This is a genomic window from Thiorhodovibrio frisius, assembly GCF_033954835.1.
GTDB classification, from domain to species: domain Bacteria; phylum Pseudomonadota; class Gammaproteobacteria; order Chromatiales; family Chromatiaceae; genus Thiorhodovibrio; species Thiorhodovibrio frisius.
The window spans coordinates 2,205,484-2,222,166 of record NZ_CP121471.1; the positions used below are offsets into that span (position 1 = coordinate 2,205,484).

The 16,683-nt window shown below is 62.5% G+C and carries 12 protein-coding genes; 4 read left to right on the forward strand and 8 right to left on the reverse strand.

Translation table 11 applies throughout. The features are described 5' to 3' along the window. Nucleotides 1–317 precede the first annotated feature (317 nt). The 8 genes from Thiofri_RS10355 to Thiofri_RS10390 all read right to left on the reverse strand — a co-directional run bounded on the left by Thiofri_RS10355 (nucleotide 318) and on the right by Thiofri_RS10390 (nucleotide 11,764). On the reverse strand, nucleotides 318–1,349 hold the full coding sequence (locus Thiofri_RS10355; RefSeq protein WP_009151325.1) for a hypothetical protein: 1,032 nt from the start codon (nucleotides 1,347–1,349) through the stop codon (nucleotides 318–320). After that, on the reverse strand, nucleotides 1,333–3,525 hold the full coding sequence (locus tag Thiofri_RS10360; protein WP_009151326.1) for a DUF1156 domain-containing protein: 2,193 nt from the start codon (nucleotides 3,523–3,525) through the stop codon (nucleotides 1,333–1,335). Before Thiofri_RS10360 ends, Thiofri_RS10355 begins: the two co-directional genes overlap by 17 nt. Before the next feature lie 243 nt (nucleotides 3,526–3,768). Further along, on the reverse strand, nucleotides 3,769–4,872 hold the full coding sequence (locus Thiofri_RS10365; RefSeq protein WP_223296843.1) for a P63C domain-containing protein: 1,104 nt from the start codon (nucleotides 4,870–4,872) through the stop codon (nucleotides 3,769–3,771). A gap of 325 nt (nucleotides 4,873–5,197) precedes the next feature. Beyond that, nucleotides 5,198–8,344 (reverse strand): efflux RND transporter permease subunit, encoded by a 3,147-nt coding sequence (locus tag Thiofri_RS10370; protein ID WP_009151329.1) that lies wholly within the window; start codon nucleotides 8,342–8,344, stop codon nucleotides 5,198–5,200. Further along, entirely contained in the window at nucleotides 8,341–9,681 is a 1,341-nt protein-coding gene (locus tag Thiofri_RS10375; RefSeq protein ID WP_009151330.1) for an efflux RND transporter periplasmic adaptor subunit, read from the reverse strand. The genes Thiofri_RS10370 and Thiofri_RS10375 overlap by 4 nt, the downstream gene beginning before the upstream one ends. Then, complete coding sequence (locus Thiofri_RS10380) at nucleotides 9,678–10,394, reverse strand: CerR family C-terminal domain-containing protein (RefSeq protein ID WP_009151331.1); 717 nt, start codon at nucleotides 10,392–10,394, stop codon at nucleotides 9,678–9,680. Before Thiofri_RS10380 ends, Thiofri_RS10375 begins: the two co-directional genes overlap by 4 nt. A gap of 287 nt (nucleotides 10,395–10,681) precedes the next feature. Beyond that, a complete protein-coding gene (locus Thiofri_RS10385) occupies nucleotides 10,682–10,867 on the reverse strand; it encodes a CPXCG motif-containing cysteine-rich protein (protein ID WP_009151332.1) in 186 nt (61 codons plus the stop codon). A 39-nt stretch (nucleotides 10,868–10,906) separates the two neighbouring features. Further along, a complete protein-coding gene (locus Thiofri_RS10390; protein ID WP_009151333.1) occupies nucleotides 10,907–11,764 on the reverse strand; it encodes a metallophosphoesterase family protein in 858 nt (285 codons plus the stop codon). A 431-nt stretch (nucleotides 11,765–12,195) separates the two neighbouring features. Here Thiofri_RS10390 and Thiofri_RS10395 point away from each other — a divergent pair, with 431 nt between their 5' ends. The 4 genes from Thiofri_RS10395 (at nucleotide 12,196) to Thiofri_RS10410 (ending at nucleotide 16,676) form a co-directional block, all read left to right on the forward strand. After that, the gene (locus tag Thiofri_RS10395) at nucleotides 12,196–12,543 is read left to right on the forward strand and encodes a 4a-hydroxytetrahydrobiopterin dehydratase (protein ID WP_009151334.1); all 348 of its coding nucleotides are present in this window, start codon (nucleotides 12,196–12,198) and stop codon (nucleotides 12,541–12,543) included. 132 nt (nucleotides 12,544–12,675) lie between these two features. Then, nucleotides 12,676–14,772 carry a DUF4407 domain-containing protein gene (locus Thiofri_RS10400; protein ID WP_009151335.1) on the forward strand — a complete coding sequence of 699 codons (2,097 nt, stop codon included), beginning with the start codon at nucleotides 12,676–12,678 and terminating at the stop codon, nucleotides 14,770–14,772. 200 nt (nucleotides 14,773–14,972) lie between these two features. Next, nucleotides 14,973–15,530, forward strand: coding sequence for a sugar transferase (locus tag Thiofri_RS10405; protein ID WP_009151336.1), 558 nt, complete (start codon nucleotides 14,973–14,975; stop codon nucleotides 15,528–15,530). 39 nt (nucleotides 15,531–15,569) lie between these two features. Continuing rightward, complete coding sequence (locus tag Thiofri_RS10410; RefSeq protein ID WP_009151337.1) at nucleotides 15,570–16,676, forward strand: efflux RND transporter periplasmic adaptor subunit; 1,107 nt, start codon at nucleotides 15,570–15,572, stop codon at nucleotides 16,674–16,676. Nucleotides 16,677–16,683 lie beyond the last annotated feature (7 nt).

The window sequence follows — 16,683 nt, forward strand, 5'->3', positions numbered from 1 at the left end:
TGATGGAAAACAGCCTGGTCATGATGGCGTGTTGCTCCCCGGCCAGTCGTCCCCTGCGCGACAAGCCCATCACCTGTCGGCATCCCACGTGTGATGAGATCCGCCGCGCGCTACTGGAGGCAATTCTCGCCGGTGCCATCCGGCCGCAAGGGCCCCTGACCCAGCAGCTCCTGGGCGTTGGCGAGATCGCGATCCACGTCGCCTTGCACCGTGACGGCGCGCTGGCCTGGCCTTTGACGCGGTTGATGCGCAAGACTCCGTCCCTCTCGCGTCGACAAGCCTCTGGGCTATCGATAGTCTCGCGGTTCACCTCTACCTCAGCGAGTTCGATATTCACGCAGCCGCGTCATTTCAACAAGATGTGGCATGTTTTGTAACGTGAACACCTTCCCTCGTGTTGCAAGCAGCAGCTTCTTCATATCCTCTCGCCGAACGCCAAAGCCCCGGCCCGCAATACAGGCGATCACCTCGAACTTCGGATCATCGGCAGGCTGACCCTGCATGCTCAGCGCTCCAAGATGCTGGACGCGCGTCACCTTGTCCCGCGCTGTGCCGTCGTCTTCGGTCAGCTTGGCTTCGATGACGACTTTTGGATTGATCTCGTTCGGGATCACAAAGTCCGGTGCCTGGTCGAGGCCCGGCAGGCGTTCGGCTCGCTTGGTCTTGCGGAAACTGACGCCTTCTCGGCTCAGCACCTCCTCAATCGCGTTCTCGACCACGTTTCCGACCAACTCGCTGATAGAGTCGCGATGACCGGCAAAGGGTCGGCCAAGGAAGCGTTCATAGAGCAGCACCGAGTAAGGCGCGCCCAGATCAGCGAAGTTTCGCAGGCTAATAAGACCCGCCCTGGTGTCGGGCTTGTCAATTCGGTGCAGTCGGCCCGTTTCGACGTTCGGCGCTCCTGTTTCAAGAATCAGGCACGCAGATTCAACCAAAGCGCGAATGCGGGCATCCGTGACGCCGCCTGCTTCTCGCAACCGCTGGTCGGGCTGCATCCTGATTTTGCGGTCAATGGATCGCGCCGCGCCTTGGCTGACCTCAACACCGGTCTGCCGTGTTGCGAAATAGGCCCATTCTGGCGGTGTGAAGCCGAGCATGCAGCGCAACACAATCAGTGCCATCGGCGTCTCGTAGACGGCCGCAACAATCGGTTCGACCGTTACCTGCTCGAAACCTCGTGTCGCACGCTTGAGCGCCTCATAGCCAGCATCGAAGGTCGCGAACTCCACAAAGCCCGCGCCCTTCGGCATGACGAGAAATTCCGATGTCAGGCAGGCGAATACCTCGTCCACATAGGCGTCGAGGTTCGCGCGGATATCGTCGAAATCGGCTTCAAAAGGGTATGGCATCTTGCGCCTCCGTCGCGTTAGTGGCGGTTGGGTAAGGCTGCGGTGGCGGTTCGCTGATCGCGTCGGCGCGGAGCCCGGCGATCAACTGACCGACCTCCCCAAGCGTGGCGACACCCTCGGCGAAGCGCGCAAGCTTATCGGCCATTGATCTGGACGGTTCCCACTCATTGCGGAGATTCCAGACGACCATGCGTGTCAGATGACCGAAGGCGATGCAGCGCGTGTCTCCCAGCGTTGGTGTTCTGCCGGCGGCGCTGAGCTGAGCGATATCACTTCCAATCAGTTGGCTCAGTTCCGCTGGCGTCTGACACAACCATCCGCGACGAGTGCTGCCCGTGCTGCGGCAGACAAAGACGGTGTCGATGATGGATGATGCCGTGCCGTGGATATGAATCGAGCCGCTCATCTCGGCGGGGCAAGGCAGCGACGCCGAGCAGACGAGGCCGGAATCGAGCATGGCAACACCGACGGCGTAGTACGCCTCGATGCGGTTGTGATGGAAGGTGAACGCCAGCGGAGCGCCGGGTTTGAGTGCCTTAGCCATCCGTGCATAAACCGTGGCCAAACCCTGGGCGAAATCCGCCAAGGCGCGCTTTTGGGTCAGGTTGCCGGTCAACTCGTGCCGTGAGTGGGTCGAATCGCGATCGAATCCCTCCGATTCAGGACCGACCAATCGGCGCAGCCAGACGTAGCAAAAATCCATCAGCTCGGCGTATTGGACGTTGCCGAAGTACGGCGGATCGGTGAAGACGGCGTCCAGACTGGCTTCCGGTAACTCGGCCTCCGTAGCGCTTGTGCAGCTTAATCGGATGCCGCGAGGCTCCGCGCCGCTCCGCCGTTCACCAAGCCATTCGCCGAGGATCGGAACCTGTCGCTTGCGGCCGCCCTGATGGCGGAGCTCGAACGGCGCGTCGCCCCAGCGCTTGGCCTTGGCGTATTTGTCGATGATGTTCACCCAGCCCCCTGAGCCAACGCCTGCGCCGGTCCCGTTACGGATACCGAGGATATTGGATTCGCATTGGACCAGCCCGACCGGAAAGCCGTGCACCGAAAAGATATCCAAGGACTTCAGCGCCATGGTGTCGTAGCGGCAGAGCATGTTTTGATACCGCAGTAGATCGGATAGGTTGGTCGCGAGCGCGTGCCGGATGCGCTCGTCGGCAACCATGCTGATACGCCGACAGCTGAGTTCCAACGCCAGCAGCTGTCTGGCGTTGAACAGCTCCCGATACTGGCGATAACCCCAACGCAGCAGCCTGTCGGTCTCGTCGCCAGCCGGGATTGGCTGTGGCGGCACAAAGTCCGGCGACAAGGCATCGAAATGCGCCGCCGCTTTTGCCGCGCGTGCTAGGTCGTGCTGGTCTGGCTTCTTGAAGAAACGACCCTTGTGTCGCGCCTTGCGCGCCGGGTTGTAATACTCCATTGCGAACAGTCGATGCCGCGGCGCCCCCGCGTTCGGCCTGGGATAGACATTGACCTGCCCGCAGTGCGGGCAGTCGCAGCGATTACGCTTAGCCGGGCCGGCGGTCGTCAGCGCGGTTCCGCAGGCGGCACATGCCCCCGGATGCTTGCGGTCATCCACCTCGTTCAGTTCACCGCATCGCGAGCAAACGAGCACATTCTTCGGATGACGCCGGTTCTCGGCGAGAAGATATCCTGGGAACAGATCGAATGGCCGACCGCAGGCCGTACAATCCTGGATCTTGACCCAAAGAAAATACTTCACCGGCACGTCCTTGTCGCCATATAGAGGGCAATCGGTCCGATAGAGGTCGCCGATCTCTTGGTCCAGCGCCTGCGCTAACGCGGTGGCGCCCGCCGCATAGGCTTCCAGGTCCAGATGCTCCAGTTCTTCACGGACGATCCAAGCGGACATCGGGTTGATATCGAACCCTTGCACATCGCAGCCGATCCGATTGGCCTCGATCAGCGGTGTGCCCCCACCCATAAAAGGGTCTGCAATCTGGACACCGGGAAAATGGTTGGACGCATAAAAGACCTCCGCCAGCGGCCGGTCAGCGAGTTCCGACAACAGCAATCCGCGAAACAGCGTGCCCGGCCGCCGCGCGAACCATTTATGCACCGCGATAATCGGCCGATAGTTCTGCTGAATCTGCTTTTCCTTAAGCGCAAGGGCGGCAACGAACGGAACGTCGAAGTTGTGCTCGATGGACATGAAAGGATCGAAGACTCCGTTCGTTTTGTGATGGGGCGTAGGTCCGAGGCTGGCTGGGTGAATGATCCCGCTTATCGGATACAACCCCAATACCAGCGGAGATTTGGCTCCCTGCTCCCTGCTCAGAACGCACCAACAATTGCTGAAGACAACTAGCAGAGTCTCTGTCCGCAAGCGATACCAATATCGGCTGTCCAGGAAGAAAAGCACACGCGATATCGCGACTGAAGGATCTTCGATACGCTAAGATTCGAGATCGAGAAACATTTGATCTCCCCTTGCGGGGAAGGCTAGCTTTATATGATTCTCAAATGTCGGCCAATCCGGAGAAATGCGCATAAGTGCAATGAGTTGCATCAAATGGTCTCTAAGGTCTGGCTGGCCTATGTCTTCGGAAAGAAACTGATGATGCTTCCATTTTCTCCTTCCTGTCCCTTCCTGCGTCGGATTCCGTGATTGCAATTCTTTCATAACGCCTGGTGGTAATTTTTCATAAACAATTGCGTTAGTTATCTTTCCAACATAAGGCGTCCGGTTGCCGTGATTCGGCCACCGCCACTTTTTTAAGCGGTAAATCTGTTTGTAAAACTCGTCAGGAAAGCGCTTTGCCCACTTCAAGCGCTCATCAGCAAGATAACACGACAATATCTTGTTGAGTTCATCGCGGTCTCTTTCAGATTGATATCCGGTTGCTTCGTCAACAAGTGCGACGATACCGACATGAGCCAGGCCGCGCATGAGGATCTCGGCGTTCTGGGCCTTCGCGAGTTGCTGCTGCTGCAGCGCGTTGGCATGACGGGCTTCAAGCCAGATTTCGCAGACAGCAGGCAAGGCTTCTGCGGAGTAGCCAACGACTCTCCGCTGCTTGTCGCGGTATATGACGGGCTTGAGAGGCCCATTCAGTATTTCGTCGCTGATGAAAGGCTTCAAGCGAGGCGGAGCAAGAAATACAGGCACTAAGGCCCCGTCCTCTTCAGACGCTTTCTTAAGACGCTTCGACGCGCCGCTACGCGACCCAAGGACCCGCGTGATGCCAAACTCAGACACGACCCGCTGCCCATTGTCCAACACCGCGCAAGGGAGCTTGATATCTCCGATAGAGATCTCTCCGCGGTGTGTTGCTTTCGGAAGATCATCTTCTCCCGTGTCCTCTAACCAGCGGGCCTTTGCGGCGGAAGATGCGATTGCCGAGCGTTCTTCCGGCGAGAGTTTCTCGGCCCGCGCGATCCCACCTTGAGAGTGCTTGCGATGCCCTGGCATTTTGCCACCTATGCTTGCAAAGTTAGCGCAGTGTATATGCTTGCATAAAGTCGCGCAAGCATTACTTACAAAAAAATCGATCTGCATGCTTGCGCGCTTTCGAGCAACCTATGTCCAAAGGATGTCCGTTCTTCGTTTTGCCCGCGGATGAGCTTCTCTTTCGGCAGGGCAACGTCCAGCCGGACTTCTCAGGCAACCTTTGGCAGCGGCAGAACGATCTTGACGGCCGAGAACGTGATCGAACGCAGGTGGTCATCGCCGAGCTCGATCAAGCCAAGCATCCCAAGGCGGCCAAGTGCGGCGGAGGTATCCCGCGACGGAGGGGACGTCGGTAACGCATCGACAAATGCAGCGAAGGGGCTTGGCCCTAAGCCAACCCGCTGCCCCTCAACAGTTATGAAAGGCGCTTCCATCAGCCCACCCGACCCGGCGCCGTCGGCACCCCAGCCACCTGATCATCCTCCTCCCCCTCCAACGCCCCCAGCGCGCCAAAGTCATCCAGGATCACATAGACCGCCGGCACCATGAACAGCGCCGCAATGGTGGCGGTGACCAGCCCAAAAGCCAGGCTGGCGGCGAGCGGGATCAGGATCTGTGCCTGTAGGCTCTTCTCCAATAGCAATGGCGTCAGGCCGGCGACCGTGGTGATGGAGGTGAGCAGGATGGGGCGGAAGCGCGCGCGGCCTGCTTGCTTGGCAGCGTCGATGGTGGCCATGCCGCGCAGGCGCGCCTGGCGGATGAAGACGACCAGCAGGATGCTGTCGTTGACGACGACGCCGAACAGCGAGGCCATGCCGACGATGCTGGGCATGGTCAGGTCCAGCCCCAGGGCCATGTGGCCGAAGACGACGCCGATTAACGCGGTGGGGATCACCAGCATCACGGTGATGGGCGCCAGGTAGCTGCGGAACTGCAGGGCCAACAGCATGTAGACGCCGATCAAGCCGAGCAGGACGTTGCGCACAATGGATTGGCCGGTCTTGGCGGATTCCTTGCTCTCGCCCTCCACGTCCAGCCGCACGCCTGGATAGCGCTCCAGCAGGTCCGGGATGAAGTGGGCGCGGGCCTGGCCCAGCAGCTCTTGGGCGTTGGCGAGATTGCGGTCCACGTCGCCTTGCACTGTGACGGCGCGCTGGCCGTCGACGCGATTGATGCGTGCCCAGCCGCGCACCGGCTCGATCTCGGCGACAGTGGCGAGCGGGATCAGGGCGCCGTCTCGGCCGGTGACGGTGAAGGCTTCCAGATCGGCGGGACCGGTGCGGTCGCTCGCGGCAACGCGCAGGTTGACCTCGTAGGTCTCGGCGCCGAGCGGGAACTCGTCCACCTTCATGCCCTGATAGGCGGCGCGCAGTTGGTCGGAGACCGTGCGTGCGTCCAGACCCAGCACGCCGGCGTCCGGCTTCAGGCGCAGCCGATACTCGCGCTTGCCTGGGCGCAGGTCGTCGCTGAGGTCGAGCACGCCAGCGAAGCCGTTGAGATAGGCCTGGAGTTCATTGGACGCGGCCTTGAGCTGGTCCAGGTCGGCACCCACCAGGCGCAGGTCGATGGGGCGCCCGCCGGGGCCGATGGCTGGCTCCGTGTACTTGATGCTGATGACGTCCGGCAGCTCGCCGACCGCGGTGCGCCAGGTGTTGAGCACCGAGCCCAGCGCGGCGTCCCGCTCCTCGGTGCCGAGCAGGTCGGCGACCACGCGCGCCACATGGGGGCCGGTCTCGTAGGCGTCGGGGTTCTCGCCGAAGATCACGGTGACCGATTGCACCAGGTCCTGCTGCTCGGGCTGGCGCTCGCGGAAGGCGTCGTTGACCTCGGCCAGCGCCCCTTCGACCTGGGCCACCACCGCCTCGGTGCGCGCCAGCGGGGTGCCCTGCGGCAGCAGGATGTGGGCCTCGACCACGTCGCCGTCCAGGTCCGGGAAGCCGACGAACTTGAGCTTACCGCCCACAGGCATCGCGATGGCGAGGATCAGCAGCATCAGCACCAGGCCGACCGTCAGATAGCGATAATCGACGGCGCGGTCCAGCAACCGGCCGAAGGCGCTGTCGCGCAGGCCCTCGAAGCCGCGCTCGAAGCCCTGCCGGAAGCGCGATGGCCGCTCGCCGCGCTGATGCGCCAGCGAATGATTCAGGTGATGCGGCAGGATCAGGAAGGCCTCCAGCAGGCTCACCGAGAGCACCAGGATCAACACGATGGGCATGATGCGCAGGATCTGGCCGATCTCTCCGGAGATGAACACCAGCGAGCCGAACACCAGCAGCGTGGTCGCGAACGAGGAAAGGATGCCCGGCAGCACCTCGCGCGAGCCCTCGATGGCGGCCTGGGCCGGGCTGTCGCCCTTGGCCATGCGTGCGGCGATGTTCTCGGAGATGACGATGGCATCATCCATCAGCAGGCCGACGCCGATCAGCAGGCCCACCATCGAGATCATATTGATGGTGACACCGAACACCGGCAGCAGGAACAACGCCCCGAGGAAGGACACCGGCAACCCCATGGCGACCCAAAAGCTGTACCTCAGCCCGAAGAACAGCCAGAGGATGAAGAACACCGCCGCCAGCCCCTGCACGCCGTTGCGCGTCAGCATGTCGAGCCGGTCCTGCACGATGGACGCGCGGTCCTGGGTTAGATGCAACCCGACGCCGGCGGGCGTGGCGATCCGTTCCGCGGCGACGAAGCCGCGTACCTGTGCCAGCAGGTCGAGCACGTCTTGATCGCGGGTCTTGGCGATGTCGAGCACCGCGGCGCGCTGGCCGTCGAACAGGATCTTCTCCTCGTCGCGGTCGAAGCGGTCGGTGATGCTGGCGATCTCGCCGAGACGGATGCTGGCGCCGGTGCCGCCGGAGATGACCACCAGATCGTTGAAGTCCCCGGCGCGCTTGCGTTGGTCGTCGAAGCGCAGCAGCAGGTCCTCCGAGCCGCCTTCGAGCCGTCCCGCTGGGCTGCTCAGACTCTGCCGGCCGACCGCGTTGGCGATGTCTTGCACGGAGAGACCGTACTGGCGCAGCCGCCAGGCCGGGATCTCGATGCGGATGTGATGATCCGAGAAGCCGGAGACGTTCACCTCGGCGACCTCGGTCTCCGCCAAGAGCCGGTCCTTGAGGTCCTCGGCATAGGCCTTGAGGTCGACGGCGTCCGCGGGGCCGGTGACGGCCAGCGAGATCACGGGCTCGGTGCGGCCGAGTTCGGTGATCACCGGCGTCTCGACCTGGTCCGGGAAGTCGTCGATGGCGTCCACCTCGGACTTCACGTCATCGAGGAAGCGCATCATGTCCGCGCCCTCGCGCATCACCGCGGTGGCGGTGCCGACGCCCTCGCGGGACTCACAGCGCAGCTCATCCAGATCGGTGATGCCTTCGATGGCGTCTTCCAGGCGGCGACAGACCGCGTCTTCCACGTCCTCGGCGGTGGCGCCGCGGTAGATCAGCTGGATCTGGACCTTATCGTTCTGGATCTCCGGCAGGGTCTCGCGCTGCAGGCCGGGCAGTGCGGTGAGGCCGAGGATCATGATGGAGGCCATCAGCAGGTTGGCCGCGGTCTGATGGCGGGCGAACCAGGCGATCATGGCGCGTCCCCGAGAGCTTGCAGCTCGGCGGCCAGTTCAAGATCGGGCTGCGGGTCGATCAGCATGCCGTCGACGGCGGGCACCAGGTCCGACAGCACCACCTGCTGGCCGGCCGTAAGCCCAGCGCCGATGACGCTGTAGTCACCCTGGTCGAACAGCACCTCCACCGGTTGACGACGCAGACGCTGCTCGGCGTCCACCAGATAGACGGCACCGTCGCGCACGGCGTTGCGGGGCACGACCACCCGCGGGCCTTGCGCGCGCCCGCGCAGCAGCACCTGAACGAACATGCCCTTGGACAGGGGCGGGCGCTCGCCAGGGATGACCTTGTCGAAGGATCGGTCCACTGCGACCACCACGCCCATGGTGCGGGTTTGCGGGTCCACCTGATCGTCCATGCGCACGAACTCCGCCTGCCATTCGGCCACCGAATTGCCCAGGTCCAGCCGCACCAGGGGGTCGAGGCCGACCAGCTTCGACAAAAGCTCGTTCAATCGGGTCGGATCCAGTTGGCCAGAGGTCTGTGATAGATCCGGTGTCGGCATGCCGATGAACAGGCGTCGCAGGCTATAGAGCGGTACCTGGACGTCAATTTCAACCCGGTCCACGGAGTCGCCCTCAAACAGGGTCTGACCGACGCCGACGTATTGATCCGCCTCTACAGCCAGATTAGCGACGCGCAGATCGAAAGGTGCCAGGATTCGGGTGCGCCCCAGATCGCGCTCGGCACGGGCGACCTGAGTCTCCAGCACCTGGCGCTGAGTCGGAATCAGGGTCAGGGTGTTGCGCAGATTCTGCGCCGCGCTGTTGCTGGTCAGCGCGGTGCGCTCGGCCTGATCCACGTCGCTGGCAGACGCGGTGCCCTTGCCGGCAAGTTTGCGCAACCGCTCCAGCTCCTGATTGGCCAGTTCGCGATTGCGCTCCTCGATCTCCAGCGAGGCGCGGGTGTTCTGCTCCTGAACCCTCAGCTCCGCGAGTTCGGCCTGCGCCTGCGCCAGCGCCAGCTCGTAGTCGATGGGGTCGATGCGCACCAGCTCGGTGCCGGCCGCCAGGATCTCCCCGTCGCGCAGCCGTGGGTGGATCGCGATGATGCGCCCGGCCACCTGAGCGACCGCCTTCCAGACCCGCGCCGGGCGCACCGGGCCATAGCCCTCGGCGGTCGGCACCAGTTCGACGGCGGGCGCCTCGATCACCCGCACTGGGCGGGCGATCTCGCCCTGTTCAGCTTGCGCCGGCGGCTCTCGGCCCTGGGCCATCCAGACCAGGATGCCGATCCCGATGGCGATGGGAGGCAGGATCAGCCAGCGGTGTTTGCGGTCGTGTCGCTCGGCGCTCATCGGTCTGCTCCTGAGTTGGGTTGGCGAGGGCTGGATGGGAGGGGATTGGAGCCGAGGGACCGATAGTCCAGCGCGGCCTCGGTGATCGCTTGCAGCAGCGCCTGGATCTGCGCCACATCGTCGGCGGCGTAAGCGTCCTGGCCGAGATGGCGCAGCAGCGTCGTGCGCGCGGCACGAAAGGCAATGGGCGGCCCTGTCATTGCGTGTGCGACTAGTCGGCACTCGGTATCCACCTGCTCCCGACCGCGGGCGCCGGCCACCAGCTTGGCCATGACTGCGTGCATCGGGCCGAAGAGTTTGGCGTAGATCACGTCGAAGGCCTCGGTCGGTTGGTTTTGTTCGCGAAAGATAAAGCCGGGAGCATCCTCACTGAATGGGCCAGCCATCAACTGTTGCGCCAGACCACTGAGCAACTGCCCGAGCATTTGTCGGCAGTCAGCCGCCGACGCGGTGGGCAGTGCCTGCTCGATGCGTTCCAGGTGCTCGCGCATGCCCTCGCTCATCTGCTCGGCCAGGTAGGCGGCGGTGGCCAGATAGAGCTCGCGCTTACCGCCAAAGTGATAGGAGATGGCGGAGATATTGGCACCAGCGTCCTGCACCAATTGCCGGTTGGAAACGGCGTCGTAGTCGTTGTGCCCGAAGGCGTGCAGGGCGCTGCGCAGCAAGCGTTGGCGGGTGTCGGCAGGTTCGGCGTTTACAAGTTGATCGGACACGATGACTCTCAAGCTCGGGCTGGGCCTCTGGTGGAGCTGAGACTAGATCAATCGATTGATTGAGTCAACAATCAGAGAGGCGCCAAAGCGGCGAAAGGGAACTATCTCCGGGCAGCGTCGGGGATCACGACGCGCCAGACCTTCTTAAGGCCAGACCAATCGGCCCATGACACGCCTATCGGCGATTGCGCGCGGTCCGGGATCAGACTGTCGTTCAGCGGCTCGCAACTCGAGTTCAAGGCGCTCAGCGCTTTCCGCCTCCCGACATGCCTGTCGCAGGCTGCCTGTCAGTCATCATCACGCCAGGCGTTCAATCGCACCAGGTTGCCCCAATCGTCAATTTCGGCCTCGAATTCGATCGGTTGGCAACAGACTGGACAATCCTCGATATAACGATGGCTGGCCGAGCCATCGACCTCGGTTGCGATGGTTTCACCGCAATACGGACATTGCACTGCCGTTTGTTCAAGCATCAACGACCTCCAGGACGAGTGGCTCATTGGATCAGGCCATCAGTGAATGGGCGGATCGGTGCGCGGGACTTGATCGATCGGAGCGACTGGTTCATCCGGCGTGCGTGGGGGCATCGCATCCTCGGGAACGTCGTTAATCATCATGTTTGGTGTGTCGTGATCCTCGAGATTGCGCACGGTGACGCTCAGTTGCGTGCCATCCCAGCGCAGCTCGTTGAAGCTCGGTGGGGTGGAGCGCAGGCGCCGCGACAGGGTGCCGGCGCCGATCATGCGCACGGGCCCCTGCGCCGTCTGCTCGGTGAGGTCGAAGGCGTCATGGACATGGCCCGAGAGCACCGCGAGCACTTGGCGCTTGGCCAACTCCGTCAGCGCCTTCTGGCCGTGTCGGGTCAGCGCGGTGCCTCGGGTCCCTACCTCGCGCAACGGGTGATGAGCGGTCACCAGCGCGCGCGTCCCCTCGGGCAGCGCGTCAAGGGTGGCGAGGCAGCGCGCGAGTGCTGCTTCCGTTACCCAGCCTTTCGACCAGTTCAGGCGCGGCTGCCAGCGGGTCACCGTCTTCAGCGGTACCATGACCAGCCCAGGCAGGTCGATCTCCGCCTCCACCTTGTCGGCGATGGTCTGTATCCGCTGGTAAGGGTCGAAAAAGCGCTGGATGGGGTTGAAATAGGGCAGGTCGTGATTGCCCACCACGACCGTGACCGGTGCCTCCAGCGCGCGAATCCAGGCGCATGCGGCGTCGAATTCGCGCCGTCGGGCGCGCATGGTCAGATCGCCGGTGATGGCCACGGCATCGGGACGCTGGTCGGCGATTTCCTGCCTCACCCAATCGAGCGCGCGCGGGTCCTCAAGCCCGAAATGGACATCGCTCAGGTGGAAGAGCACGGCGGGATCAGGCATTAACAAAAACTCCTTGGGTCGGGCCTTGCGTGACCAGCGTTAAAGGTGGAAGTGACTCACGAATATAGCGAAGCAACAGCGGGTCAAGCAGCTTCTCCGCTCAATTGAGCAAGTTGGATGCCAGGCGAATTGTAAAGCGGTTGAAGTCCAAGCGCAGTCGCTGGTGTCTGAGGAGCGGCATGGCGGTTGTCTAGTGACGAATCCGATCTATACCGAAACCCTTTGAGTTTTCGGCTCGTTCTGGGCCGGGTGACGGCCACGGGGGACGCCGTGAATACCTCCCTGCAGGCTTCCCGGCGGCGTCCTGCCGCCGAGACCCCCGTGGCCGTCACCCGACCCAAAACCGACAACCAGTTTGCGATTGGTATATCGAAATGCGCAGAGCCAAAAGGTCTGTTACTGTCTATAGGTTTGGTACCAAGGAGCAAGCCATGACAACTCTCAGCCAAGAATGCTGCGAGGCGTGCCGCGTCGACGCGCCCAAAGTTTCTGATGAGGAAATGAACAACCTGATGGCCGAGATTCCAAAGTGGCGGGTCGAAACCCGCAACGGGGTCCGCCAGCTCGAGCGGGGATTTGAATTTCCGGACTTCGCGCACGCTCTTGCCTTTACCAAGCGCGTCGGCGAGCTCGCCGAGGCCGAAGGTCATCATCCTAAGCTCACGACCGAATGGGGCTGTGTCATTGTCACCTGGTGGTCGCACAAAATCGGCGGTTTGCATCGCAACGATTTCGTCATGGCGTCGAAGACGGACCAGATTATGGCGGGCGCTGGCTAGTCGCTATTCGCCACTGAGACTGGACAGCAGGCAGGTGGGTGGCTGCGTGTTATCGCCCGAGCCTGAAATCTTGTTGGTGCTTGGCCGCGCCTGGGGCCTCTGGTTACAGAAAGGGGAGGAATCTTCACCCACATGGTGATTTCCATGCGCCTGATCGATTATCTGCGACTAAAACCCTACGGAGACTCCCTGCTGACACCGGCGGCCGCTGCCTGGATTGGTTCGGCGCGGGTTCTGGTCTTCCTAATGGCCAGTATTGAAGGCTTCGTCTGGGGTGCTGTCGGTCTCTCAATGGTGCCATCAGAAACAGCTTGGCTTGGGCCACCCGTCGGCCTGTTTCTGTTCGCCTTGATGTTCGCGGTCATCTGGATCCTCGATGCCTCGTTGGTCATGTCCGAAAAGCCGAGCCTCGGTGCCCAACCCGCCAACAAGGGGCTGGCTGGCACTGGGCGCAGGGTGCGTTGGCTGACCGGGCTGCTGGTTCGCGTCGCCATTGTCGCCATCTCGCTCTATGTCACTGCACCCTTTGTCGAGAAGCTGATCCGCGCCGACGATATTGCCACTTGGCATCAGGCCCAGGTCGAGCACTATTTCGACCAGCGCGCGCGCGGTCTCGCGGCACAAGTCGAGGCCCGTGCCGCTCAGCAAGGTGCTGGCTATGACGCCCGCATCCAGGATCTGGAACGGCAAATCAGCGTCTTGCAGCAGACCATCGAGGGCGAGCGCGAAGGTCGCGAGCAACTCACCGCCGAGTACCGGCCCGAGCTCCAAGTGTTGACCCGGGATCTGGCCGAGGCACGCGAGCGGGTTGGTAACGAGGTACTCGGGCGCGACGGTCGTCCCGAAGGATTCGGCCCCGAGGCGCAAAAGTGGACGGATCGCGCGGATCGCCTGGCGGAAGCCCTGGCCGAGAAGCGCGCCGAGCTAAGCGAGCGTCTGGTACCCGTCGAGGCCAGAATCAAGGACCAACAAGAACGCCTCGATCGGCTGAATGACGCCTTGGCGGATCTGCGCTCTCAGCAGCAGGATCTGCTCGTGCGCGTCGCCAAGGAGGTCGAGGCGGAGCAGCCGCCGGCCGCAGCGCCGACACTGACCTTCGCCGCGCGATCCAAGGCACTGAATGCGCTGCGAGAAAGTCCTGCCGAGCAAGGCGTACCGCATTTCGAAACCGTCGAGGGCTTTGCTCAGGCCGCGCTTGGCATCCTGTTTTTTGCTCTCATCGCGCTGAAGCTATTCGAGCCACCCGCGGTGCAGGCCTACTACAGCGACAGCATCCAGGATGAATACCCCAAATATCTCCATGGGGGCCTGGCGGACATCCCGGGGTTTGACCAGTATGACGACCCCGCTCGTCGCCTGACACCGGGCGAATTCGCGCGTCTTTGGCGGCAATGGCAGCGTGATCCAGACGCCATGGTGGCCGAGCACCGCGCCGAGATCGAGGCGCAACGGCGTTTGGCGCGCATGAACGCCGATCAAGCCTATGAGGACGAGCTACTCAACCGCCGCCGCGAGAACATTGATGCGCAGCTCGCACTCGAACTGCGCGAGCGCGAGTCCAAATTCGCGGCACGCGAGCGCGAGTTGGAAATGCGTTTGGAGAAACTGCGTGTACGACTGGGCGATGAAGCCGAGCTGGAACGTGAGCGCGACAGACTGCAACTCGCCCACGACCATGAGCAACGGGCCGCAGCCATGGCTGAGGCCGAGCGAGAGCAGCGCGAACAACAGCTCCAGGCACTGGAGCGCGAGCTCGAACACCTCCGCGCCGAACTCCACGCACAGCATGAACGTCAGCTCGATCTCGCCCGCCAACTCGCCGAGACCGAGCGCGCGATCAGCGCAAGCAAGCAGTCAATTCAATTCCTGGAGGCCGAGGTCGGCAACAAGGAACCAAGATTGCATCGTTTACGCGACGATCTCGCAAGTCTTGAGCAGGAGCGCACCGCAACTCGGGCCCTCGGGCGTTTCGGACGCCTGGGCCGGCGCGCGGCGCGCTTGCAAACCGCCATCCGACGCATCGAGCGGTCCCTGGCGCCTAATCAGCGAGCACTTATCGATCAACGCGGCCAGCTCAGCGTCTTGGAGTTCGGCAACCAGCAACTCGAGCGCGCACTGGAAGACAGCCGAGCCACCGAGCTGACATTGCGCCACCGTTGCGACAGTCAGCGCGCGGCGCTTGATGCGCTGCTGCTCTCGACACCAGCTACCTCACAGGCGACCAGGTAGGAGTGAACACCTGATCGCAATTCAGCGGCGCAGTCTCGGCCTCCTGAGCGGCGCTGACAGACCGCTTGGCCCTGGAACTAGAGTTACCGTTCACGGAGATTTTTGTGGAGCTACCGACGCTTGTTTCTGATCCAGAAACCGAATAAGACGATGATCGATTGGGTGATGACTTGTGCGCGATGGCACTGTGGAGAGCTGGCATGATCCGCTTTTTTGACCTGGTGTTTTCCGCGCTGGGCTTGCTGCTGGGGTGGCCGATCATGCTGTTGCTGGTTGTGATCGGTTTTTTCGACACCGGTTCGCCTTTGTTTCGGCAGGAACGGGTTGGGCGTCATCAAAAGCCCTTTTTGCTGGTGAAGTTTCGTACCATGCGTCCGGGTACTGCGTCGGTGGCGACACATTTGGCGAGCGCCGAGGCGATTACGCCTTTCGGCCGTTTTTTGCGGCGCACCAAGCTGGATGAATTACCCCAGCTGTGGAATGTGTTGAAGGGCGAGATGAGCTTGGTCGGGCCGCGCCCCTGTTTGTTCAATCAGCAGGAGTTAGTCGCTGAGAGGGCCCGGCGTGGGGTCTATAATGCGCGGCCGGGGATCACCGGCTTGGCCCAGGTGAACAACATCGACATGTCAACGCCAACCTTGCTGGCCGAGACGGACGCGATCATGCTCTCGCGACTCAGGGTGGTGGACTATTTTCGCTATATTTTGCAAACACTCCTCGGAAAGGGTGCCGGTGATCGGGTTCGCTCGAATTCATGACGACTCCAATGCTGTGCTTTTGACCTGCCGGAGTTGCGCATGAATCGGCGAACGCTTCGCCCGTTTCAGCGCCGATCAGGTGTTTCGCTGGGTTTGGCGCTTGCTCTGGCGCTGGCTGTGACTCTTTGGATGCTGTCTGGCAGCTTCGTCGGCAGCGGGGAAGGGGAGCAGGAGCCAGAAGACCCTGCGCGGTCTGCGGCCCGCCTGCGGGTGCAGGTGACGGACAGCCTGGCTCAGAGGGTCACAAATGAGGTGGTGGTGCAGGGGCAGCTCGAGCCTTGGCGACGGTTGACGCTGCGCGCTCAGGTTGAAGGAAAGGTGACGGCGCTGCCAGTGGAGAAGGGCGCATGGGTCGAGGCCGACACCTTGCTGGTCGAACTGGCCGAGGATGATCGCCCGGCGCAACTCGCGCGCGCGCAGGCCGATGTGGCCGCGCGTGAACTGGAATTGTCGGCGGCAGAAACCCTCGGTCAGAGGGGCATGCAGGCGCAAACCCAGATCAAAACCGCCCAGGCCGAGTTGGCCCGCGCCCAGGCTGAGGCAACGCGTCTGCGGCTGGAAATGGAGTGGCTGGCAATTCGTGCGCCCTTTGCTGGCGTGATCGATGGCCGCGACGTCGAGCTTGGCAGCTTTCTGCAACGCGCGGATGCCATTGTGGAGTTGGTTGACGATTCCCGTCTGAAAGCGACCGCGCAGGTGCCGCAGCAGCGCGCCGGCGCACTCGCCATCGGCCAGCCAGTAGCGGTCGAGCTACTCGATGGCACTCTGGCGCAGGGCCGCCTGATTTACATCTCCCGGGTGGCCGATGCGAAAACGCGCGGTTTTCGCATTGAGGCCGAGGTGCCGAATGCTGAGCGGCGCCTGGCTAGCGGTGTCAGCGCGGAGCTGCGCATTCACACCGGGGAGGTGGACGGTCATTTTCTCTCTCCTGCCGCCCTGACGTTAAATGATAAGGGTGAGATTGGCGTGCGTACCCTCGATGCGGAAAATCGGGTGCAATTTGTTCGCGTCGATCTGCTGCGTACTCAATCCGACGGGCTGTGGGTCTCCGGTCTGCCAGCCTCGGCGCGCATTATCACGCGCGGGCAGGGTTTCGTCAGCGAGGGCGAGCAGGTCGAGCCGGTTCCGCAAGAAGACGGCGTCTGAGCTGAAC